The 22,257-nt window shown below is 63.2% G+C and carries 20 protein-coding genes and 1 pseudogene; 12 read left to right on the top strand and 9 right to left on the bottom strand.

All coding sequences use genetic code 11. From position 1 onward, the window contains the following. Positions 1 to 76: 76 nt before the first annotated feature. Positions 77 to 973, bottom strand: coding sequence for a PA4780 family RIO1-like protein kinase (locus AC07T0_RS24345; RefSeq protein WP_495003579.1), 897 nt, complete (start codon positions 971 to 973; stop codon positions 77 to 79). Between the two features lie 441 nt (positions 974 to 1,414). Between AC07T0_RS24345 and AC07T0_RS24340 the strand changes: the two are divergent. Further along, positions 1,415 to 2,503, top strand: a pseudogene (locus tag AC07T0_RS24340) (cache domain-containing protein); the annotation flags it as partial. Between the two features lie 90 nt (positions 2,504 to 2,593). Continuing rightward, on the top strand, positions 2,594 to 3,361 hold the full coding sequence (locus AC07T0_RS24335; RefSeq protein ID WP_495003603.1) for a methyl-accepting chemotaxis protein: 768 nt from the start codon (positions 2,594 to 2,596) through the stop codon (positions 3,359 to 3,361). Between the two features lie 103 nt (positions 3,362 to 3,464). On the opposite strand, the gene AC07T0_RS24330 is transcribed toward AC07T0_RS24335, so the two are convergent. Next, positions 3,465 to 4,256 carry an AraC family transcriptional regulator gene (locus tag AC07T0_RS24330; RefSeq protein WP_495003578.1) on the bottom strand — a complete coding sequence of 264 codons (792 nt, stop codon included), beginning with the start codon at positions 4,254 to 4,256 and terminating at the stop codon, positions 3,465 to 3,467. Between the two features lie 261 nt (positions 4,257 to 4,517). Between AC07T0_RS24330 and AC07T0_RS24325 the strand changes: the two genes are divergently transcribed. The 5 genes from AC07T0_RS24325 (at position 4,518) to AC07T0_RS24305 (ending at position 7,735) form a co-directional block, all read left to right on the top strand. After that, positions 4,518 to 5,372, top strand: coding sequence for a MaoC family dehydratase (locus AC07T0_RS24325; protein WP_495003577.1), 855 nt, complete (start codon positions 4,518 to 4,520; stop codon positions 5,370 to 5,372). 119 nt (positions 5,373 to 5,491) lie between these two features. After that, positions 5,492 to 5,797 (top strand): MazG-like family protein, encoded by a 306-nt coding sequence (locus tag AC07T0_RS24320; protein ID WP_495003576.1) that lies wholly within the window; start codon positions 5,492 to 5,494, stop codon positions 5,795 to 5,797. After that, positions 5,794 to 6,543, top strand: a complete 750-nt coding sequence (locus AC07T0_RS24315) for a methyltransferase (RefSeq protein ID WP_495003575.1) — start codon at positions 5,794 to 5,796, stop codon at positions 6,541 to 6,543. Before AC07T0_RS24320 ends, AC07T0_RS24315 begins: the two co-directional genes overlap by 4 nt. A gap of 14 nt (positions 6,544 to 6,557) precedes the next feature. After that, entirely contained in the window at positions 6,558 to 7,154 is a 597-nt protein-coding gene (locus tag AC07T0_RS24310) for a DUF4136 domain-containing protein (protein ID WP_495003574.1), read from the top strand. A 20-nt stretch (positions 7,155 to 7,174) separates the two neighbouring features. Continuing rightward, positions 7,175 to 7,735, top strand: coding sequence for a DUF4136 domain-containing protein (locus AC07T0_RS24305; RefSeq protein WP_495003573.1), 561 nt, complete (start codon positions 7,175 to 7,177; stop codon positions 7,733 to 7,735). A gap of 25 nt (positions 7,736 to 7,760) precedes the next feature. On the opposite strand, the gene AC07T0_RS24300 is transcribed toward AC07T0_RS24305, so the two are convergent. Next, entirely contained in the window at positions 7,761 to 9,026 is a 1,266-nt protein-coding gene (locus AC07T0_RS24300; RefSeq protein WP_495003572.1) for a hypothetical protein, read from the bottom strand. A gap of 312 nt (positions 9,027 to 9,338) precedes the next feature. Here AC07T0_RS24300 and AC07T0_RS24295 point away from each other — a divergent pair, with 312 nt between their 5' ends. From AC07T0_RS24295 to AC07T0_RS24285, 3 genes are all read left to right on the top strand, one after another. Beyond that, positions 9,339 to 9,755, top strand: coding sequence for a response regulator (locus AC07T0_RS24295; RefSeq protein ID WP_495003571.1), 417 nt, complete (start codon positions 9,339 to 9,341; stop codon positions 9,753 to 9,755). A 90-nt stretch (positions 9,756 to 9,845) separates the two neighbouring features. After that, complete coding sequence (locus AC07T0_RS24290) at positions 9,846 to 10,139, top strand: hypothetical protein (protein ID WP_495003570.1); 294 nt, start codon at positions 9,846 to 9,848, stop codon at positions 10,137 to 10,139. A 33-nt stretch (positions 10,140 to 10,172) separates the two neighbouring features. Further along, a complete protein-coding gene (locus tag AC07T0_RS24285; protein ID WP_495003569.1) occupies positions 10,173 to 11,522 on the top strand; it encodes an MATE family efflux transporter in 1,350 nt (449 codons plus the stop codon). A 29-nt stretch (positions 11,523 to 11,551) separates the two neighbouring features. Here AC07T0_RS24285 and AC07T0_RS24280 read toward each other — a convergent pair whose 3' ends face one another. The 6 genes from AC07T0_RS24280 to AC07T0_RS24255 all read right to left on the bottom strand — a co-directional run bounded on the left by AC07T0_RS24280 (position 11,552) and on the right by AC07T0_RS24255 (position 18,255). Further along, positions 11,552 to 12,340 carry a DUF4123 domain-containing protein gene (locus AC07T0_RS24280; protein WP_495003568.1) on the bottom strand — a complete coding sequence of 263 codons (789 nt, stop codon included), beginning with the start codon at positions 12,338 to 12,340 and terminating at the stop codon, positions 11,552 to 11,554. Further along, positions 12,337 to 13,692 (bottom strand): contractile injection system protein, VgrG/Pvc8 family, encoded by a 1,356-nt coding sequence (locus AC07T0_RS24275; protein ID WP_495003567.1) that lies wholly within the window; start codon positions 13,690 to 13,692, stop codon positions 12,337 to 12,339. The genes AC07T0_RS24280 and AC07T0_RS24275 overlap by 4 nt, the downstream gene beginning before the upstream one ends. Before the next feature lie 245 nt (positions 13,693 to 13,937). Next, entirely contained in the window at positions 13,938 to 15,851 is a 1,914-nt protein-coding gene (gene speA / locus AC07T0_RS24270; RefSeq protein ID WP_495003566.1) for an arginine decarboxylase, read from the bottom strand. A 227-nt stretch (positions 15,852 to 16,078) separates the two neighbouring features. Beyond that, positions 16,079 to 16,450 (bottom strand): translation initiation factor Sui1, encoded by a 372-nt coding sequence (locus AC07T0_RS24265; protein WP_248800307.1) that lies wholly within the window; start codon positions 16,448 to 16,450, stop codon positions 16,079 to 16,081. Between the two features lie 206 nt (positions 16,451 to 16,656). Then, positions 16,657 to 17,184 carry an NUDIX hydrolase gene (locus AC07T0_RS24260; protein ID WP_495003565.1) on the bottom strand — a complete coding sequence of 176 codons (528 nt, stop codon included), beginning with the start codon at positions 17,182 to 17,184 and terminating at the stop codon, positions 16,657 to 16,659. A gap of 3 nt (positions 17,185 to 17,187) precedes the next feature. Beyond that, positions 17,188 to 18,255: a DUF2333 family protein gene (locus AC07T0_RS24255; protein ID WP_495003564.1), complete on the bottom strand. Its 1,068-nt coding sequence runs from the start codon at positions 18,253 to 18,255 to the stop codon at positions 17,188 to 17,190. Between the two features lie 306 nt (positions 18,256 to 18,561). Here AC07T0_RS24255 and AC07T0_RS24250 point away from each other — a divergent pair, with 306 nt between their 5' ends. Together AC07T0_RS24250 and AC07T0_RS24245 are read left to right on the top strand one after the other, a co-directional pair. Continuing rightward, positions 18,562 to 20,223 (top strand): diguanylate cyclase, encoded by a 1,662-nt coding sequence (locus tag AC07T0_RS24250; RefSeq protein ID WP_495003563.1) that lies wholly within the window; start codon positions 18,562 to 18,564, stop codon positions 20,221 to 20,223. Positions 20,224 to 20,278: 55 nt separating this feature from the next. Next, a complete protein-coding gene (locus AC07T0_RS24245; RefSeq protein WP_495003562.1) occupies positions 20,279 to 22,240 on the top strand; it encodes a methyl-accepting chemotaxis protein in 1,962 nt (653 codons plus the stop codon). The last annotated feature ends 17 nt before the right edge of the window (positions 22,241 to 22,257 follow it).

Raw genomic sequence — 22,257 nt, 5'->3', positions numbered from 1 at the left:
GTGCTTGCCCGCGAAGGGGCCCCTGAGAGCGCTAAAAGCTTCGCGGGCAAGCACCGCTCCCACAGTTTTTACTCGATCACTGCTGCATCCACGGCGGAGGCGGCTCTTCGGCCTTGCTCGGCGGCTTGTCATCCGCCGCGCGGATCGCCTGCCGGCGCTCCTCCTCGAAGCGCGCCGCTTCGATCTCGCGCATCACGCTGCCGACATCGGCGAGTTCTTCCGGATCGTCGAACTCACCCGTCAGCACACTGCCCGGATGCAAGGTGCCGGCTTCGAACAACGCCCACATTTCCTTGGCATAGCGGGTGTCCCTGAGCTCCGGAGCAAAACGCCCGAAGTACGACGCCATGTTGCCGACGTCGCGCTCCAGCATGCTGAAGGCATGGTTGTTGCCCGCCGCATCCACCGCCTGGGGCAGGTCGATGATCACCGGTCCCTGCGGCGTCAACAACACGTTGAACTCCGACAGGTCACCATGCACCAGACCGGTACACAGCATCAGCACGATCTGGGAAATCAGGAACGCGTGATACTCGCGCGCCTGATCCGGTTCCAGCACCACGTCGTTGAGGCGTGGCGCGGCATCGCCGTACTCATCCGCCACCAACTCCATCAATAGCACGCCTTCCAGGAAGTCGAACGGCTTGGGCACCCGTACGCCGGCACCGGCCAGACGGAACAACGCCGCCACCTCCGCGTTCTGCCAGGCGTCCTCGGTCTCCTTGCGGCCGAACTTGGAGCCCTTGGCCATGGCCCGGGCCTGCCGGCTGTTGCGCACCTTGCGGCCTTCCTGATACTCGGCCGCCTGACGAAAACTTCGTTTATTCGCCTCCTTGTAGACCTTGGCACAACGTAGCTCATTGCCACAGCGCACCACATAAACCGCTGCCTCTTTACCACTCATGAGTGGGCGCAGCACCTCGTCGACCAGACCGTCCTCGATCAGGGGTTCAATGCGTTTTGGAGTCTTCATCAGCTTTTATTGTGGGTCCTTTATTGCCAAACACGCGAATGTCACTCGTTATACGGCAATCCTCTCACAGCGGGGAGAGGATGCCGACCTCGAATACTCTCCAATGCACTCAATGTGCCAGATTATTCCGACGAATCGGCCAAGTGAACGCCGCAACGCCAGAGAATAGCCGACGATTATCAGGCTATGGCTCAGGCAGCACCTTGTGGTTTCCGAGCACGGTCGACAGCCTGATGCTCAGAAAAAATCAGAATATCCACCCTATACCTCAACTTTTTTCCGCGCCAGCCGAAGCGCTTTAAGACAAAGGCGTTTTTGTCGGACAATCAGCACGCCGCCAGCGAAACGGATTTTCAGCACAACCATCACTTTCACAGCTGCCCTATACCGCCCCCACGTGATCAGCACGTCTGGGGTCTACAAGAAAAATCTGGAGCGCGGATGAACATCAAGCAGAAACTGACCTGGGCGTTTGCAATCGTCGCCTGCTTACCGGTGGTCCTGGTTGCCACCCTGGTGGTACTGAACCTGCGCAGCGAAGCCCGCAGCAACTTTGTCGACGGCAGTGGCCGGGAAATCCGTCAGGTCAGCAACGCCATGCAGCTGTTCTTCGACGGCGTCAGTCAGAACGTTGAATACATGACGAACCATCCACTGATAAAAAATTCCGATGGTGTGCTCAAGAGCTACATGAGCGCCGATGCCGGGCAAACGGCCCTTAACGAGCAGGACAAACAGATCTACGACCTGCTTGAGGGCATGCGACTGGCCCATCCGGCCTATTCCTACGTGTCCTACGGCGTTGGTAACGGTGGCTACGTTTCCACCCCAGCCGACCCGAAACTGGCCAACTACGACCCACGTGTCCGTCCCTGGTACAAGACCGCGCTAGCCAACCCCGGCAAGACCCTGCGGACCTCCGCCTACTACTGGGCTGCCGACGACGCCGTCATGATCGGTACCGTGCGCACCGTGGACAACAAGCTGGGGCCCCAGGGAGGCGTCGTCGGTGTCGACGTGACCCTCAAGCAGCTCACCGAGATCGTCAAGCAGATCAAACTCGGTGAAAGCGGCTACCTGATGCTGATGGAGAGCAGCGGCAACCTGCTGGTGGACCCCAAGCAGCCGGAGCACAACTTCAAGGCCCTGGGCAGTCTCGGTGGCGGTTACGCGGACCTGGCCAAGGCCGGCAAAGGCCTGGTGGAAGTCGATATCAACGGCGAGCACTACATGGCCAACGTCTGGCCGTCCGAGCAACTGGGCTGGACCTTTATCGGCCTGATCAAGCAGAGCGAAGTGATGGCCTCGGCCAACCAGCTGACCTGGCTGGTGGCAATTATCGCCGCCGTGCTCGCGGTGATCTTCGCCATTGTCGGCGCCAGCTTCGCCAGCCTCATCGTCCGGCCAATCCGCAGCGTGGCCAGCGGCCTGGAAGGCATCGCCCAGGGCGAAGGCGACCTGACCCAGAACCTGCAGATCCGTGGCAGCGACGAAACCGCGCAGCTGGCCAACTGGTTCAACCAGTTCCTCGGCGCGATCCGCAGCCTGATCCAGCACATTGGCCAGTCGGCCAACAAAATTCTCGATTCGTCGCGTAACTCCACCCGGGTCTCCGGGGACATGGCCGACGCCGCCGGACGCCAACGCGAGGCAGTGGACATGGTGTCGACGGCGTTCCACGAGATGGTCGCCACCGCCAACGAAGTCGCCCGCTCCTGCAGCCAGGCCGCCGAATCGGCCGACAGCGGCCAGCGCCAGGCCCGCGAAGGCCAGCAGCAGATCGATGCGGCGGTCACCAGCGTCGACCAGTTGAGCCATGAAATCTCGCAGTCGGCCCAGTCGATGCAGCAACTGGAGACCGACAGCAACAATATCCAGTCGATTCTCGGCACCATTCGCTCGATTGCCGAACAAACCAACCTGCTGGCGCTCAACGCCGCCATCGAAGCGGCCCGGGCCGGAGAACAAGGCCGTGGTTTTGCGGTGGTCGCCGACGAGGTGCGAGCCCTGGCCAAGCGTACCGCCGACTCCACGGCGGAAATCGACGGTCTGCTCGGTAATCTGGCCAAACGCACCAGCCAGGTCGCGCAACAGATGCATGCCAGCCTTGAGGTGTCGCAGGAATCGGTGAACCGTATCGGCCTGGCACGCACCAGTTTCGGGCAGATCCGCGAGTCGGTGGACGTGATCCGCGACATGAACACCCAGATCGCCACCGCGGCGGAAGAACAGCACCACGTCGCCGAAGACATCAACCGACATATCAGCCAGATCCATGGCGATGCGCAGTTGGTGGCGGAACTGGCGAACTCGGCGCGGCTCGACTCCCAGGGCCTGGCGGGGCTGTCCAGCGAACTGGATGCGTTGGTCAAGCGGTTCCGGACCTGAGACACACGTCGGAGCGGTGCTTGCCCGCGAAGCTTTTAGCGCCCTCAAGGGCCTCTTCGCGGGCAAGCTCCGCTCCCACATTGGTGCGGCGGTGTTTCGGCACTCAGTGGCGGAACAGTTCCCCCGGCGTATAACCGAACAAGCCCTTGAACGCGGCGATAAAGGCCGACGTCGAGTCATAACCACAGGACAGCGCGGCCCGGGTCACGCTGTCACCCGCCTCCAACGTCCGCAGCGACGACAGCAATCGGGCGCGCTGACGCCAGCCACGAAAACTCAGGCCGGTCTCACGCTGAAACAAGCGCATCAAAGTTTTTTCCGACATGCCCAGGCGCTCGGCCCACTGCCCCAGGGTCACCGCCAATTCGGGGTTTTCAATCAGCTCATTGCACAAGTCGAGCAGTCGCAAGTGACGCGGCAGCGGTAGCGAAAACCCCACCTCCGGCAACCCCGCCAACTGATCCAGCAACACCTGCACCAAGCGCCCTTCGCTGCCACCGTCCTCGGGATAATCGACCGGCAACCGGCAGAAACTCTTGATCAGTTCCCGAGCCAGCGGCGTCACCTCCAGCACCCGGCACCGCGCCGGCGCCCACCGGCAATCCTCGCGACGCACGTACAGACTGCGCATTTCCGCGCGCATCGAGGTGACCACCTCATGCTCCAGCCCGGCCGGAATCCACACGCCCCATTGCGGCGGCGCGAAGAAGCTGCCTTCGGCGGTGTGCACACCCAGCACCCCGCTGATGGCATAGGAAAACTGCACCCAGTCATGCCGATGACGCGGCGTCCACGAGCCGGCGCTCAGGCTCTCGGCCCGGGCGTACAGCGGCCGCGGCAGGGACGACAGGGTCGGAATCTGGCGTTGGGGACCACGTTGTCCGTTAGTCGGCATGAATAGACCTTATGTCGCAAGACGGCGTTCAGGCTGCGACCTTAGGCCAAGCGGGCACTTCTGACAATGCCGACAGGACCAGCGCTGCCGACACCAGGCAAGCCGTTGGTGCGCAACACTGCGATGGCAGGCCCTTGCATTCACGCCTGGGATCAGAGCAATACAAGGCAACGAATCCGTCCTATGATGGGAAAGATATTGCCCACGATAAATAAAGATAACCCCTACAAATTATAGCGACCGCTCATGGAAAGCCCGCGCATGCCCGTAAACTGGCAATACCTGACCGCCGCGCCTAGCTTGCCCGCGCTTTACTTGCGTGCCGCGACACGACGCATTATCGCCGGCCAACACCTGCCAGACCTGGGGCTACGCAGTTGGGTGACCGTCGATGAACGGCGCCTGGCTGCCTATCGCCGGGTCTGCGGCTTTGCCGTGGGCAGCCCGATGCCGGCGACCTATCCCCATGTGCTGGCCTTGCCCCTGCAACTGCAATTGCTGACGGCCAAGGAGTTTCCCTTTCCACTGCCGGGCCTGGTTCACCTGAACAACCGTATCCGCCTGTTACGGCCCCTGGGCGGCATGAGCAATCTGCGGGTCGGCGTGCAGGTACGCAACCTGCAGCCCCATGTCCAGGGCGCGACCTTCGATCTGCTCACTGAGATCGATGATGCCCTCGGGCCGCTCTGGGAAGCCGAAAGCCGGATACTCTGCCGGGGCGTTAACCTGGACACCAAGCCGGCGAAGAAAAAAAAGGCCTCGCCCCTGCCCTTGACCGAGCTGTCGCACTGGCAGGTTCCGGTCGATATCGGCCGGCGGTACGCCAGGGTTTCCGGTGACTACAACCCGATCCACCTGACGGCCCTGAGCGCCCGCCTGTTCGGTTTCCCCCGGCCCATCGCCCATGGTTTGTGGAACAAGGCCCGTATCCTCGCGGCCCTGCACGAGCACCTGCCGAGCGCCAATATCGAGATCGAGGTGGCGTTCAGAAGGCCGGTGCGCCTGCCCGGCGAAGTCGGCCTGTGGGCCAGCGCACCCGGTTCGAACGGCGCGTTCAAATTGTCCGGGGCCAAGGGGCTGGAGCATCTGAGCGGTCGCTGGCAGCCGATTGCCTGACACTGCACCTACCCGCCCTGACGAATATTTCATCGGCTCCAGGTGTTATCCCTACAGCAAGGCCCTTGCTTCCCGTTCTCATCCACCGGAAGCTAGACGCCTTGAAGGAGAACACCCGCATGAACCTCGATGAACTGACCCAACGCCTGCACGGCATCCGCGATCGCAACGCCTGGAAAACTTTCCACAGCCCGAAAAACCTGGCCATGGCCGCCAGCGTGGAGATGGCCGAGCTGGTGGAGATTTTCCAGTGGCTCAGCGAGGATCAATCGCGCCAGTTACCGCCGGAAAAACTCGCCCATGCCGGGCAGGAAGTCGGCGATATTGTCCTCTACCTGCTGCTGCTGTGCAGTGAACTGGGGCTGGACATGAACGAGGTGGTCCGCGCCAAGCTGGCCGACAGCGAACGGCGCTTCGCCCAATGAGCGACCGTCATTTCGACCAGCTGGCAACCCGTTTCGCCGAGAAAATCTACGGTGGGGCCAAGGGCGCGATCCGCCTCGCCGTGCTCCAGGCCGACCTGACCGAGAGCTTGCCGCAGCGCCCGTTGCGGGTGCTGGATATCGGTGCGGGTCTGGGTCATATGTCCTTGTGGCTGGCCGAGCGCGGTCATCAGGTGACCCTCGCCGAACCCGCCGAACCGATGCTCGCGGGTGCACGCCAGCGCTTTGCCGAGGCCGGACAAACCGCGACCTTTATCCAGGCGCCGTGGCAGGACCTGCTCGGCCAGCTCACCGAACCTTATGACCTGGTGCTCTGCCACGCGGTGCTCGAATGGCTGGCCGAACCCCATGCGATCCTGCCGGTGCTGCACCAGCTGTGCAAACCGGATGGCTGGCTGTCCCTGGCCTTCTACAACCGTGATGCGCTGATCTACCGCAACTTGCTCAAGGGCCATTTCCGCAAGATGCGCAAGAACGACATGGCCGGCGAAAAGCACAGTCTGACCCCGCAACAACCGCTTGATCCACGGGAGTTGGCGGCGCAACTTGAAGGTCTGTGGCAGGTCGAAACCCAGAGTGGTGTGCGGGTTTTCCACGATTACATGCCGGTTGAATTCCAGGCCCGCGCCGCCCTGGCGGACCTGCTGGAAATGGAGCTGGCCCACCGCCGCCATCCCGGTTTTGCCGGACTGGGACGTTACCTGCACTGGATCTGCCGTCCGGTCTGAATAGGGAGGATGCAATGAGTCGCCGTTTTTGCCTGCTCGCGCTGTGCCTGGGTCTGACTGCCTGCCAGAGCGACAACCCCTACACCGCCAGCGCCATGCCCCTGCCGCCCGCTCCGGCGCCGGTCGCCCATGCCCCGGACCTGAGCAGCTACCCGGCGCCGCCACGGGACTACGCACGCTACCGCAGCTGGGCCTGGAGCAATGACCGGCTGCCCGCGGGCAGCCCCTGGGCCGATCCGGCGCAGTTGGCCGAAGTGGTGGGCAATGCCCTCGAACAGCAGGGCCTGCGGCCACGCCGCGACACGGCGCCGCCGGACCTGCGGGTCAGCGCCGACCTGCAGGTGGAGAAACGTCTGCGCCAGGTCCAGGAAGACTACGGTTACGCCGGCGGCCCCTACGGCTACCGCTATGGCATGTACCCCAGCGCCCCGATCATGCGCACCTATGAGGTGCAAGTGCTGGTGGTGCGCATCAGCCTGTTCGACGCGGGCTCCGGCCAACCGGTCTGGAGCGCCAGCGCCGAGACCGGCACCCAGGGCAATCAGCTCGAACGCGCGGATGCCTTGCGCGAAGCCGTGAGCAAGGCCCTGGCCAGTTATCCACCCCGCTAGACCCGTCTCGGAGAAAAATCATGTTCCGCCGTCTTGCTTTAGTGGTTTTTGCCGTGCTGCTCAGCGCTTGCGAAACCACCCAGGTCAGCCATGACTTCGACGCCAGCCGCGATTTCGCCGCCTACCGCAGCTGGAGCTGGAAAGAACCCGCGTTGCAGTACCGACCAGATGATCCGCGGATCAAGAGCGACTTGACCGAGCAGCGTATTCGCCAGGCGGTCGCCGAGCAGTTGGACCAGCATGGCTTGCGCCCGGCCATGGCCGGCGGCAAGGCCGATGTGAAGGTCCAGGCGTACTTGATCGTCGACAACCGCCAGCAGCAGGTCAGCACCAGCTACGGCGGCGGTTGGGGTGGCCCTTGGCACGGTGGTTTCTGGGGCGGCCCTGGGTACACGGAAACCCGCAACGTCGATTACCAGGCCACGACCATCCAGGTCGACCTGCTCGATGGCAAGGACGGCAAGCTGGTCTGGCGCGGCAGTGCCGAGCAGAGGCTCAACGACGGTTCGACACCCGCCGAGCGTAGCGCGGCGATCAATCAGGCGCTGGCCAAGTTGATGAGCGCATATCCGCCGAAGTAGTCGCACCGACAGCGGCCGTGGCGAGCTACTTCTGACGCTTGGCATCACTGATATCAAGCATGAAGCCAATCATCCGCAGGCTGTCACCGACACCCAGCACTTGTCCCTGAAGGCGATACCACTGGGGGATCTGGAGGGCATCCTCCGCATGGCGTCGCACGACTTGCAGCAGCGCCTTGCCCTGCTGCAAGTCGTGCATGCGGCTGGAAAGTTCCTGGCGATCGGTGGCATGGAACAGCCTCAGCCAACCCTCCAGCGACAACATCCCATACGACGCCTCCACCCCCAGCCCCCGGGCCAATTGCGGAGCCAGTTGCAACTGATCAATGGCTGGGGTCCATTCCCACCAACCGGTGCCCAGCAAACCTTGCAACACCTCCAGGCGCTCCAGTTGATGATGGTGCGATTGCTGCCGCAGGCGGGCCAACAACGGCGCGGCCAAAGCCGCCGCCAGTTGCAGCCAGTCGCGGTCCTCCAATCGCGCCGCCGTTTGTTGCACCGGGTAAAAACCGCCGAGCAACCAGGCCGCCACCCCATGGTCATCGCAAAAAGGAATAAGCAAGCCATCGGCATCGCCCATCACCCCTTGCAGGCGCATATGCTCACTGAGGCCTTGTTGCGCGCTAAAGTACAGCGGCACCATGCCGTTGAGGCTGTCCAGGCCACGACCCAGGACTTGACCGGTCCGCCACAGGGCCGGGGCGTCATGGGCCCGATACTCGCTGTACACCATCCACTGCTGCTGATGTTCGTCCAGCAGCGCCAGGGCGACACAGGGAATCCGCCAGTGTCGGGACAGCCCCTGCAACTGCTCGTTCAGCACCTGGGGCAAGCGCGCCAGGCTGCACATACGCAATTGTTCGCTCATCTGCCCGGCGAAATACTGCAACTGCTCACGTAGCGATGAGCGCAGATTGTGTTCCAGCAGGTCACCGATATCCACAGCCTGCAGCCACCAGCCCACGCTGCCGGGCTGGACCCAGGCGCGGGTATGCAGGACTTGCCCGGCCGGCCCGATGAAGTCCAGGTCCAGGCTCTGCCCGAGCCAATCCGCCGGCACGCCCTCGACACACAGGCGACTGGAGAGCAGCAGCAGGTCGCGTAACCCGCCCGCCGCATCCTGCGGCGCCAGGTCATGGCGCAAGGGACCGTCGACACTCAATACCCGGCCTTCGTCGTCGAGCCGGATCTGCAAGCCGAACGCCGGGGCGGACAGATTGCGCACGGACTCGGGCGCCGACTCACTGCCCCGCCCCAGCAGGAGCCCGAACAGTTTGTCTCCCGCGCTCAAAGTTGCAGACTCGAGATCACGGTGAGCACCATCACGCACACAAGGTCAAACTCTATGGCGGCGACAATCTTTGGTTTCTTAGGGGGGCTGGGGTTCATGACAACGTCTACCCTGACAACTGCACATTGCTTTCATCATAGGATCATTCGCCGGGAAAGGGCGTTTTTTAGCCGATGCATAGTCTTGCTCTATCAACCTGGTTCGTGCGCTGTGCCCCCAGGGTCCGTGCCGCCGACACCTGGTCGCCGTCCGACCTCATCCGGGTAAAGAGGCGCTACACTAGGAAGCGAACTCAGTGACAGGAATGGTCCCATGAACGCCTCTTCCGCCCCACGCCAGCAGCTCCTTCTAGTGGACGACGAAGAGGACGCACTGCTGGAACTGGCCGAATTGCTGGAGGGAGAAGGCTTTTGCTGCTTCACCGCCATCTCCGTCGAGCTCGCGCTCTCGCACCTGACGCATCACCCGGATATCGCCCTGGTGATCACCGACCTGCGTATGCCGGAAGAAAGCGGCATGTCGTTGATCAAGCGCCTGCGTGAACACACCTCGCGCCAGCACCTACCGGTGATCGTGACCACCGACCATACCGACACGGATGATGTCAGCGATATGCTGCGGCTGCAGGTCCTGGATCTGTTCCGTAAACCCATCTACCACGTGCGCCTGCTGGAAACCCTCAACAACCTGTTTCCACAACCCAGAATGCATCTGGTCAACCCCTCCTGATACGCTGTCTGGACAACCTCCGAGGAGGTCTGTAAAACCTGCTCCCTGCGAGTGCGGCGCGTCAGTCGACTTATTCATCAGGGGTACCTAATGCAGGTAGAAAGCTTTTTCGAATGGCTGGGCCAGGCACTGGGCTCGGTGATCCGCTTTATCATCGATGGACTCAGCGGCTTCTTCCACGCACTGACCCATGCCGGCGGCAACTTTATCGACGGCTTCGCCCGCGCCCTGGGCATGAGTCCCTCGTTCTTCAGCATCCTGATCCTGATCTTCGGCCTGATGCTGCTCTACTCGGCGGTTCGCGCCTTCATGCGCGCCTCGATCTTTCTCGGCATCCTCTGGCTGGTACTCGGGCTCTGGTTGTTGAGCTGGGTCATTCAGTAGCCGCTACAATGCCCGCTCTTGCAAGGAGCCCGCATGTCCCCCCTGATCGCTGACTGGCGCGACCGCCCGACTCACCGCCGGGTCTGGGCGCTCGCCGCGCCCATGATCCTGTCGAATATTTCCGTGCCCTTGGTGGCACTGGTCGACAGCAGCGTGATCGGTCACCTGCCCCATGCCCATCAGCTCGGCGCGGTGGCGGTCGGGGCCAGCCTGTATATTTTTCTCGCCTGGGCCATGGGCTTCCTGCGTATGGGCTCCACCGGTTTCGCCGCCCAGGCCGCTGGACGCGGCGACGGTGCGGCGTTGCGCCAGGTGCTCGTCCAGGGGCTGCTGCTGAGCCTGGTGCTGGCGCTGTTCCTGGGGAGCATCGCCGTGCCGTTCAGTCAACTGGCACTGACCTTCATGCAACCCTCACCCGAATTGCATGAGTTGACCCTGGACTTCTTCCACATCCGGCTGTTCGGGCTGCCGGCGGCGCTGGCCAGCTATGCCCTGGTCGGCTGGTTCCTCGGAACCCAGAACGCCCGCGCGCCGCTGGCCATCCTGCTGAGCACCAACCTGGTGAATATTGCCCTGAACCTGTGGTTCGTCCTCGGACTGGACTGGGGCGTGGTCGGTTCGGCCCGCGCCTCGGTGATCGCCGAATGGACCGGCGCCCTGCTCGGCCTGAGCCTGACCGGCAAGGCCCTGCGCGCCTACCCCGGGCACATCGCCTGGGCGGCACTCCAGCGTTGGCGGAACTGGCGCCCGCTGCTGACGGTGAACCGCGATATCTTCATTCGCAGCATGGCCCTGCAATCGGTGTTTTTCCTGATCACCGTCCAGGGCGCGCGCCTGGGCGACGCCACCGTCGCGGCCAACGCTCTGCTGCTTAACGGCCTGCTGCTCACCGCGCACGCCCTGGACGGATTGGCGCATGCCGTGGAGGCGCTCTGTGGCCACGCCATCGGCGCGCGCGATCGCGACACCTTGCGCCGTTCCCTGGTGGTGGCGGCGGGTTGGTCGCTGCTGGCGAGCCTCGGCTTCGGACTGCTGTTCCTGCTCGGCGGGCGACTGTTTGTCAGCCTGCAGACCAACATCCCCAGCGTGCGCGACATCGCCTTCGGCTACCTGCCTTACCTGGCCCTGTTGCCGTTGATCGCGGTCTGGAGCTACCTGCTCGACGGTTTGTTTATCGGCGCCACCCGCGCCCGGGAAATGCGCGACAGCATGCTGCTCAGCGTCCTGCTCAGCCTGCCCTGCGCCTGGCTGCTGAGTGGCTTTGGCAACCACGGCCTGTGGATAAGTTTCCTGCTGTTCATGGCCTTGCGCAGCCTGATCCTGGGGCTCTACGCCGTGAAGCTGCGCCGTAACGACGGCTGGTTCAGCCAGGTCGCGTACTAAGCGGCGACTGGCAGGGCAACCTCCCAGGCTCAATCAGGGCCGCGGCCCCAGACACGACGCAGATTTTCCAGACGCTCGACCGGGGAGTCTCCCGGCAGCCCCGTGGGAATAGGCGCCGCGGGATACTCCGCGCGCAGATGCAGCCAGCCATCGAGCAGGCCGTACTCGCGAAAACCCTCGGCAATGCCCTCCTGCACATGGCACCAGGTCCGCTCGTATTCATGCCCGCTGCAGCGGCTCCACTGATAGGCGTGGCGCTCCAGCAGACAGCTCTGCAAGCGCCGCTGCTGGCGACTGCTCAAGACCGGCGGCGCGCCGAGGGCGGGAATGTCGAGTCCGGGGTTGAACAACTGCTGCCAGCCGACACTGCCAATAGCCCGGTCCGCCCAGGTCCCACCATGCCAGTACAGACAGTGGATGGGGCCAAGCCAGCCGCTCAGTTCGCGCGGGTCCGACGAATCGAAGAAATAACTGGCGGTTTGTGGGTTGTAGTAGCTGAGCAAACCCCGATGCTGATCGTCGAAGCCCACCACCAGGATCTGCCGCAAATGGGCCAGCAACACCGGCACCGACGCCCGAGTGTGCAGGAACAAGCCGGGGCAGAGACTCGGATTGGCCTGGCTGAAGCGGCTCAACGGGCAATCCTCGGCCAGTTGCAACAGACGCGGAGCGACTTCACCCAGACCTTGAAACGGCGTGCCTTCGAACAGGTTGTAAGCCAGGTAGTGCGGGTAACGCTCCTGCAGGACCTCGACCAGCCCCGGCGCACCCGGGACATCCAGCAACAACCACTGGCTGGCCTCGTCCGCCGTCCTCACGGCGTCCCCCTTCGCGGGAACGCACCCCGGCAGGCACAATCCTGCACCACGCAGTGACGCTCCGTGTCGCCCATGGGCTGCCCACACAGCAGCACCAGCGGATAACCGCCCTGCAGAGACTCGCGGATCAGGTCCCGGTGCAGACATGCGGCGCTCGTGGGCAGCCGCGTCGGCAACCGGGCATGGTCGCGCAGAACAATCCGCGGCGCCTGCGGATCCCCACCCAGGAACCGTACCCACACCACGCTGCCCACCGTCAGTGCCAAGCCGGTTGCCTCACACTCATGCCGCAGCGAGCAGGCCAGCGGCAGCCAGCAGGGTACCTGTGACGCCGCACCGCCCTGGGAAAAAATGTCGATCCGCACCGCCACTCGCCCCAGGGCATCGCGAAAGCTCCCCCGTTCGTCGGTATCAACTACTTGCGCGCGGAACAGGCCCGACAACAGCGGACTCGGCCAGCGCCTTCGGGAACGAAAGGCCACCTCCCAGGACGTCGCCGCAAAGGTGTTGCTGTAGCGCACCTGCGGTCCGGGGTCAGCAGGCCCGCCGGGCAGGCTGTCACCACGATGGCGAAGCCGGGTGACCAACCACAAACGGTTCCAGGCCGCACAAGGATGACCCGAAACGGGCAGGTACGTGCCGCTGGCCAGGCCGAACAGATCGCTTTCGCCCTCCGCCACCTGCGGCCCGCGACCGCCGCGCCGGCGAGTGTTTTCAGTCAGCGTGACGCAAAGATCGAGCACCCCAGGGCCCGTCTCATGGGCGAAGCGCGCCCGATGAGCCCGGCGAAACGCCCCCTGATGATCGGCAAAGACCAGCCAGTGCGCATCCCGGCTGTGCTGGAAGTGGAAATGGATCCCCTCCTGTGCACAAAGCCGCTGCACAAACGCCAGACTCGACTCCTCGTACTGCACGCAATACGCACGTCGGGCATAGTGGCCCTTGAGCGAGAAACGCACCGCGTCGTCACCCAGGCCGTGTTCCTCGAGGACTCGCGCAATGATCGCCGGGACCGAGCAGTGCTGGAACAGGCGCCGGGTCACCCGTTGCCCCAGGCAACCCAGGCGCGGCCCCAGGGACAGGCGGCAATGGCCCCGCGCCAAGCCCTGCAGCGTCAGATTGACGCCCTGTATCTGCGCGTGAAAACCGCCGTTCCCGGCCCCCAGCGCCAGGTAGCAACTGCGGTACATCAAGCCCCCCAGATCCAGTTCGCCTTCCTCATCCAGGACATCCAGTTCAAAGGCAAACAGCTCGTCGATCGCCTCCGTACCGGTAAAGGCGGTGACGATCAGGGGATGGGACAAGCCCGCTACATCCAGCCGAAAAAACGGCTCGTTGACTGGATCGAACATTGGCTTTCCTCATACGTGGCACCGACAGGGATTCTCGCCGAGAGACAAGGCCGAATGGAGGGCTGAAGTAGTGTTAGAGAAAAGACCTACACCAAACACGGAACAGAGGAAGCCATCATCTTGACTTCAAGGCATAAAAAACCCACCGCGAAGGGTGGGTTTTTAACAAACAGACAATGCCTACAAGATCACAGGAAAAAACCAAACTCAAACAAGGCCATTTCCTAGGAACTATTGGCGCGGCCTTATGAGGACAGGTACGAGGAGCGGGTCAGCCCCAGGCGCAGGGCATCCAGGTACTGGGTACGCTCTTTGACGCTGATGTTCGCGCTGGCGACTTTGTCGCGGTAGTGGGTCATCAGCTCTTCCGGCGACAAGTGCACGTAACGCAACATGTCCTCGATGGTGTCGTGGGTTTCGATACCGGCGTGGTAAACACTGCCATCCGGGTTCTGGTAGATGTTCACCGAATCGGTATCGCCGAACAGGTTGTGCATGTCACCGAGAATTTCCTGGTAGGCGCCCACCAGGAAGATCCCCAGCAGGTAGTCCTCGCCGTCGTTCAGGCCGTGCACCGGCAGGCTGGTTTCGATGCTCTGCTCGTCGACGTATTGCTTGATTTTGCCGTCGGAGTCACAGGTCAGGTCCTGCAGCACGGCACGGCGCAGCGGCTCTTCGTCGAGACGGTGCAGCGGCAGGATCGGCAGGACCTGGCCGATGGCCCAGGTGTCCGGCAGGCTCTGGAACACCGAGAAGTTGCAGATGTACTTGTCGGCCAGCTTGTCGTTGAGTTCGTCGAGCACCTGGCGGTGCGAACGCTGGCGCGCCTTCAACGAGTTGTGCAGACGCCGGCACACGGCGAAATAGCATTGCTCGGCCAGGGCTTTCTCGGCCAGGGTCAGCTTGCCGTCGGCGTACTGGGTGGCCACGTCGCTCATATAGTGCGTGGCCCGCCAGTAGGTTTCGGTGACCATCTCGATATCGGTCGGCCCCAACAGCTCCACCAGCCATTGCACGGTTTCCGGCAGGTTCTCGGGGTTCTCGATGCGCGGCACGTCGTCGTTGTGTTTCTCGACGTCGGTCACCTGCACCACCAGCATCGCGTGGTGGGCGGTCAGCGAGCGGCCGCTCTCGGAGAAGATGTTCGGATGCGGCAGGTTCTGCGCATCGCAGAATTCCTTGAGCATGCCGACCACGACACCGGCGTAGTCATCCATGTCGTAGTTGATCGAGCTGGCGTTGCGCGAGTGGGTACCATCGTAGTCCACCCCAAGGCCGCCGCCGACATCGATGTGGTCCACCGGCAGGCCGAGGTTGCGCAATTCGCCGTAATAGCGGATCGCTTCCTTGAAACCGTACTGGTAGTCCGCCAGGTTGGCGATCTGCGAGCCCATATGGAAGTGCAGCAGGCGAATGCCCTGGTCCAGGCCGGCATCGCGGAAACGCTCGACCACCGACAGCAACTGCGCCGCCGAGAGACCGAACTTGGACTTCTCGCCGCCGGTATCGGCCCACTTGCTCGAGGCCAGGGACGACAGGCGCACCCGCAGGCCGATCCGTGGCTTGACCTTGAGGGCCGCGGCCTCTTCGATCACCAGTTCAACCTCGGATTCTTTCTCGATCACGATAAAGACCGTGTGACCGAGTTTCTGGCCCATCAGTGCCAGGCGAATGAACTCGCGGTCCTTGTAGCCGTTGCAGACAATGGTGCCGCCCTTCGGCGCCAGGGCCAGCACCGCCAGCAACTCCGGCTTGGAGCCGGCTTCCAGGCCGATGGAGACGTTCTGGGTGGCGATGATGTTCTCGATCACCGCTTCCTGCTGGTTGACCTTGATCGGGTACAGCGCAGTGTACTTGCTCTGGTATTCCAGACGTTCGATGTTGGCGTCAAAGGCCCCGGTCAGTTGGCGAACGCGGTCCTGCAGGATATCCGGGAAGCGCACCAGCAACGGCAAGGACAAACCGCTCTTGCGCAGTTCCTCGACCTGCTCGAAGAGGTCGATGGACGAACTGCTCGGACCGTTCGGACGAACCTCGACGCGACCGGCGTCATTGATCGCGAAATACCCGGCCCCCCAATGGCGAATCCCATAAACACTGCGGCTGTCCGCAACTGTCCATTGGCTGCCATCGTCTTTGCGTGTGCGTCGTACGGACATCGAAGTCCCCTATAAAGAAGTCAAATAGCGCCGCCTGGGTCCAGGCTGCGCGCAGTCTAAAGAATGAAAATGACGATTCGCCTGCATACAAGGGACTAAGACCTTGAATCCAGCACCGAGTTTAGAAACTGTTCGGGAACAGGCTCTGTGAAAACCATGGGGACGACAGCCCGGCCTCGTTCAGCCCGGCCGGCAGGTCAACTTCACAGTGGTTTTCACAGAGGCTGCTAGCCGCCGGACTTTTTCGCCTTGAAACCGTGTTTTTCCAGCTCGGCCAACAGCAACTCGACGTGATCGCCCTGGATCTCGATAACGCCATCCTTCAAGGCACCACCGGTCCCACAGCGTTTCTTCAACGCGGTCGCCAGGTCCTTGAGGGCGTCTTCGGCCAAGGGCACGCCGGTGATGGTGGTCACCGTCTTGCCGCCACGGCCTTTGCTTTCGCGACGCACGCGGGCAATGCCGTCACCGGCCGGAAGAACGCTTTGTTTGCAGATACAGGCAGCCACCGGCTGGCTACAGTCCGGGCAATGTCGACCTGCGTCGGTGGAAAACACCAGGCCACCGAGGGCGGCGAAGGATGCGGCTTTTTTGGCCACCGGCAATCCTCTTGGGAGGACTAAAAGACTGGTCACACCCCCGGGAGGGGCCTGCGACCGCGAAGCCCCACTCAGGCAGGGGCAGCGCAACTGCGGCGGGCAACGCCGCCGCAGCTTTGAAAGTCGCGCAGTGTAACGGCAAAAAGCCCTCGGCCCAATAGCCAAACAGCGCCAATTCATGAAGCTTTTGCGACGTCGCTACGGTGTTATTGCAGATAACGTTTCAACGCCGCCAGGGAGTCCGGGCAATAGGGCTTTTCAAGGGTTTCGCGCAGAGCCTGATCAAGCGGGACAAAACGCGCCTCGAGCACCTCTTCCGGCTGCAGCCGCAGTGGCCCGTCCCAGACCGCGCTGAACACCGCGCACCAGAGCCGGTTGCCCGGCTGGTCGAAGAAAAAGTGCTCATGCTCGGTCAGCGGCACGCCACTGACACCCAGTTCCTCTTCCAACTCGCGAGCAGCGGACTCGGCATAACTTTCGTCGGCCTGGACCATGCCGCCGGCGGCCACGTCCCAGTAACCCGGGTAGATCGCCTTGCTCAAGGTCCGCCGGTGCACGCACAGCTCACCGGCGGAGTTGAACAGCAGGATATAGGTGCCGCGCCCGATCAGGCCGCGCTCGCGCAACTCGATTCGGGCCAGGGCGCCGAGCAACTGGTCATCGGCGTCGACCCAGGCGATCTGTTCGGCGTCGGAGGCGGCGCGGTGCCGGGCCTCCCGCGAAGCATTATCCATGGCTCAACCCTGGTTCAACAGTTGACGCAAATCGATCACCGCCGCGTTGGCCCGGGAAATATAGTTGGCCATTACCAGCGAGTGGTTCGCCAAAATGCCGAAGCCGCTGCCATTGAGGATCATCGGACTCCACACCGGTTGCTGGGAGGCCTCCAGTTCACGAATGATCTGGCGCACGCTGACCGTGGCGTTCTTCTTCGCCAGGACATCGGCGAAGTCGACCTCGACGGCCCGCAGCAGGTGCGACAGCGCCCAGGCCTGGCCGCGCGCCTCATAGAACACGTTGTCGATCTGTAACCACGGGGTTTCGACGATTTCCTCGTCAACCTGCGGCACCTGCCCCGGGATCACGCTTTCGGTTTTCAACGCGGTGTTGAGCTTGACCCGTCCGACACTGGCTGACAGGCGTTGGGACAGCGAGCCGAGACGGGTCGCGACATCGCCGAGCCAGTTGTTCAGGTTGTCGGCGCGGGCATAGAACAGCGCGTTGTTCTGGTTCGGGTCGGACAACCGGGCCTGATAGCGGCTCAGGGAGTTGATCCCCTCCTGGTACTCCGATTCGCTGGACGGCAGCATCCAGCTCTTGTTGTCGAAGTTGAAGCGCGGTTCGGCCTTGGCCAGGTCAGCATCTTCCGCCGATTGCGACTGGGAACGGGCGAAGTCCTTGCGCAAGGCGCGGGTCAGGTCGCGGACCTGGACCAGCACGCCGTATTCCCAACTGGGGATATTGTCCAGCCAGACGCCTGGCGGAAAGCGATCGTTGGACAGGTAGCCGCCCGGTTTGCTGAGCAAGGTACCGGCCACGGTCTTGAGGGTTTCCACCGTGGTGTAGCCCACCACCATCTTGCGACCTTCCTTCTCGGCGGCCAACTGCGCATTCTGCTGCACTGGAAACAGCGCCGGCTCCTGGCTCCAGTACCAACCGATGAGGATCGTGGTCAGCAGGTACAAGCCCAGCAGGGTCGCCAAGGCGCGACTGAACAGCATCCCGCGAAAGTAACCGCGGGTCGCCGACTTGGGTTCGGCGGCACGTTCCGGCGCGCTGTCTTCGCGTTTTTTCCAGTCCAGCATGGCTCTATCCTTTTCCTGAATTCATCGGTTCGACCACAACCCTGCCCCATCGTGCCTTTCCTGTCTTCGTACAAGGCCAAGGGCACGGCAGCGTTGCCATCCGTGCGAGCACTATAAATCAAGCCCCGGTGGGACGCCTCCTCGATACGACCTCTGCGCCCTGCTTGTGGGAGAAAACGCACACAGAACCGGCTGGTCACTAAATGAATCAGGTTAATTGACGTACGACACGGCCATTGACGAAAAGAGCTGCTAGCATAGAGCCACCAGTCGATCCCAGCCGTTCCCCTCACTAGTAGTCAGGACATGACCGAGCCAGAAGACCCCAGCCGCGAGCGCCTCAAGCAGCACTTTGCCCAGCGGGTCATTCATCAGGCCCGGCAAATCCTCGAGATCTGGCAACGCCTGCAGCGCAGCGAATGGTCGAGCGTCGACATGTCCGAGCTGAGCGAGGCGAACCTGCGCCTGCTGCGCTTCGCCGAACGCTTCGAACAACCCGAACATAGCCAGTTGGCCCGCCACATCAGTCACTCCCTGGAAGCAGTGAGTGCCAACCGCGGGCGCCTGAGCAGCGGCCTGATCACCGAACTCAATCGCCTGATGCAGCGCCTGTCGCGCACCGGCCTGCGCCACGGCGACCAGCTCGAACACACCTTCCTGCCGCCGCTGCGCAAGCCGGTCTACGTGATGCTGCAAGACCACGACCGCGGCGAGCGCCTGGCCAAGCAACTGGAATTCTTCGGCCTCAGTGCCCAGTCGCTGGAAAGTGTCGCGGCGTTCCGTTCGTCGATGGCCGAGCGCCTGCCTTCGGCCATCGTCATGGACGTCGACTTCAGCGGCACGGGCATGGGCCTGCACCTGGCGGCCGAAGCGCAGTTGGGCCTGGAACAGAAACTGCCGCTGCTGTTCTTCAGTCTCCACGAAACCGATACCCCGACTCGCCTGGCCGCCGTGCGCGCCGGAGGCCAGGAGTTCCTCACCGGGACCCTGGAAGCTTCCAGCCTGCTGGAAAAGATCGAAATCCTTACCTGCGTCGCCCAATACGATCCGTACAAGGTACTGATCATCGACGACTCGCGAGCCCAGGCGCTGCACACCGAACGCCTGCTCAACAGCGCCGGGATCGTCACCCGGACCCTGATCGATCCGATCCAGGCCATGGCCGAGTTGGCGGACTTCCAGCCCGACCTGATCATCCTCGACATGTACATGCCCGCCTGCACCGGCACCGAACTGGCCAAGGTCATCCGCCACAACGACCGTTATGTCAGCGTACCGATCATCTACCTGTCAGCCGAAGACGACCTGGACAAGCAACTCGACGCCATGAGCGAGGGCGGCGACGACTTCCTGACCAAGCCGATCAAGCCGCGCCACCTGATCACCACCGTGCGCAACCGCGCCGCCCGCGCCCGCAATCTCAAGGCGCGGATGGTCCGCGACAGCCTCACCGGCCTGTACAACCACACCCATATCCTGCAACTGCTCGAAGACTGCAGCTTTCGCGCCCGCCGTGAATGCAAGCCGCTGAGCTTCGCGATGCTCGATATCGATCACTTCAAGCGGGTCAACGACAGCCACGGCCACCCCATGGGCGACCGGGTGATCAAGAGCCTGGCGCTGTTTCTCAAGCAACGCCTGCGCAAGACCGACTATATCGGCCGTTATGGCGGCGAAGAGTTCGCCATCGTCATGCCCGACACCGACCTCGATTCAGCCTATAAAGTGCTGGATGAAATTCGCCAGCGGTTTGCCGAAATCCACTACCCGGCACAACCCCAGGACCTGTGGTGCACCTTCAGCGCCGGGGTGGTCGAACTGCAGGCCGATTCCGACAGCCTGATGATGGCCACCCAAGCCGACGAAGCGCTCTACCGCGCCAAACATGCCGGGCGCAACCGCGTGCAAGCAGCACGGCAAAGTGCCAGCTTTTCATCGGAGCCTACCGATTCTGTCATGACCCTGTAACAAAACAGCAATAACTTCAGGTACTTACCACTCTTTGTCGTGGATAGAATCCTGAATGCGCCTGAAGCTGCTGACCAATCTCAACACCCTGCTGCTTGTCGCCGTCTGCCTCGCGCTCGGAGCCACGCTCTGGTGGTCGCAACAGGCACTGGAACGGCCCTACCAACTGATGGAGCGTTACCTCAGCCTGTCGCAGCAATTCCAGAACCAGGCGGCGCGCAATATCGAAGACTACCTGGGCAGCGGTGACGCCTTGCGCCTGAGCAGCGCGAGCCAGGCCATCGAGCAGCTGGAAAAACAGCTCGGCACCCTGCCGTCGGACATGACCGCGACCCTGCGCCCCAGCCTCGCCGCCCTCAACGACTTCAGCAAGACCGACCTGCTCGCCGCCGGCAAGCTGGCCGGTGACCCTCAAGCCCTGCTGCTCCAGGCCGAACGCGAGCTGGGCGGTAACCTGGATCAGCTCGGCCAATACGCCACCGGGGCCAAGGCGCCGGGCGCGGCCGCCTATCTGCCTCCCTTGCTGGCCGCTTCGTCGCACCTGGCCAGGTTGAGCCTGGCGCGGGACAAGCTGGTCAGCAGCGGACGCAGCGAACTGGCCGCCGATGTCGAACGCGAACTGGCGAACATCTGCGGCCAGGCCGAACAGCTGGAAGCCCTGCCCTTGCTCGGCGTGACCGCCAGCAGCGAATCCAACACCGACGACTTCAGCGCCATGATGGGCCTGGAGAGCACCGAAAAGGCCGTGGCCCAGGACAGCGGCGTCGACCTCAAGCGCGAACTGCACAGCCTGCTGAGCCGTTACCCGGCGGAACTGAGCCGCACCCGCGAGCAAATCCAGAAGCGCTCGGACCTGGCGACGGCGACCCACCTCAAGATCAGCGCCGTACAGCAGGCAATTGCCGCGCTGGAGCCGGTGGTTCGCGCCCAGCATGGCAAGATCCAGGGCGACGTCCGCCTGATGCAGGGCCTGATGATCGGCCTGATCCTGCTGATCGCGTTGCTGATCGATACCCTGCAACGCAAGCTGTCACGGGTTCTGAGCAACCTCGCGCCGGCGCTGTCGACCTGGGCCGAAGGCGATTTCAGCCGGGATATCCAACTGGGCAAGACCAACCGCGAACTGCACGATATCGAAGCTTCGCTGAACCGCCTGCGCGCCTATCTGGTGGACCTGGTGGGGACCATTCGGCAGAACGCCGAGGAAGTCGCCGGCAGCAGCCGTGCCCTGGCCGACCTCAGCGGTGGCCTGCACAGCGGCGCCGAGCGCCAGGCCGGCGATACCGCGCAGATCCGCGACGCCCTTGGCGAATTGGAAGCGACCATCCAGCAAGTCGCCGGCGACGCCAGCCAGGCCGCCGATGCCAGTCGCAGCGCCGGCAGTGCGGTCGAACACGGCCAGCAGGTCATCGGCCTGAGCCTGACCGGTTTGCACGCGCTGGTGGGCGAGGTCCAGGGGAACGCGCAGATGATCGAAAAGCTCGCCGAGGAATCGGCCACCATCGGCGGCGTGCTGACGGTGATTCGCTCGATTGCCGACCAGACCAACCTGCTGGCCCTCAACGCCGCCATCGAAGCCGCCCGTGCCGGAGAAATGGGCCGTGGTTTCGCCGTGGTCGCCGAAGAAGTGCGCAGCCTGGCGCAACGCACCGCCGGGGCCACCGGCGAGATCCAGAACCTGATCGCCGGCCTGCAAAGCGCCGCGCGGCAGTCGGTGGAAGGCATGCGCGCGCAGGTCGAGCATGCCGAGGCCACGGCCAGCCAGGCGCAGGCGGCGGACGGCGCCCTGGACAAGATTGTCGGTGCCATCCAGACCATCGCCGAGACCGCGGTGCGCATCGCCGATGTCACCGCCCAGCAAAGCGGCGCGGTCAGTGAAATCCGTGATCACAGCGAACGTATCCACCAGTTGGGTGGCGACAACCTGCTGCGCATCGGCGAAGGCCGCAGCCAGGGCGAACACCTGCTGGTGCTAGGCGGGCAATTGCGCACCGCCGTGCAGGCCTTCCGCGTCTGACACCGCGCCACGAGTCG

The sequence above is a fragment of the Pseudomonas sp. GW821-FHT04D07 genome (genome assembly GCF_059420225.1).
This window is presented reverse-complemented; position numbering and strand designations above follow the sequence as displayed.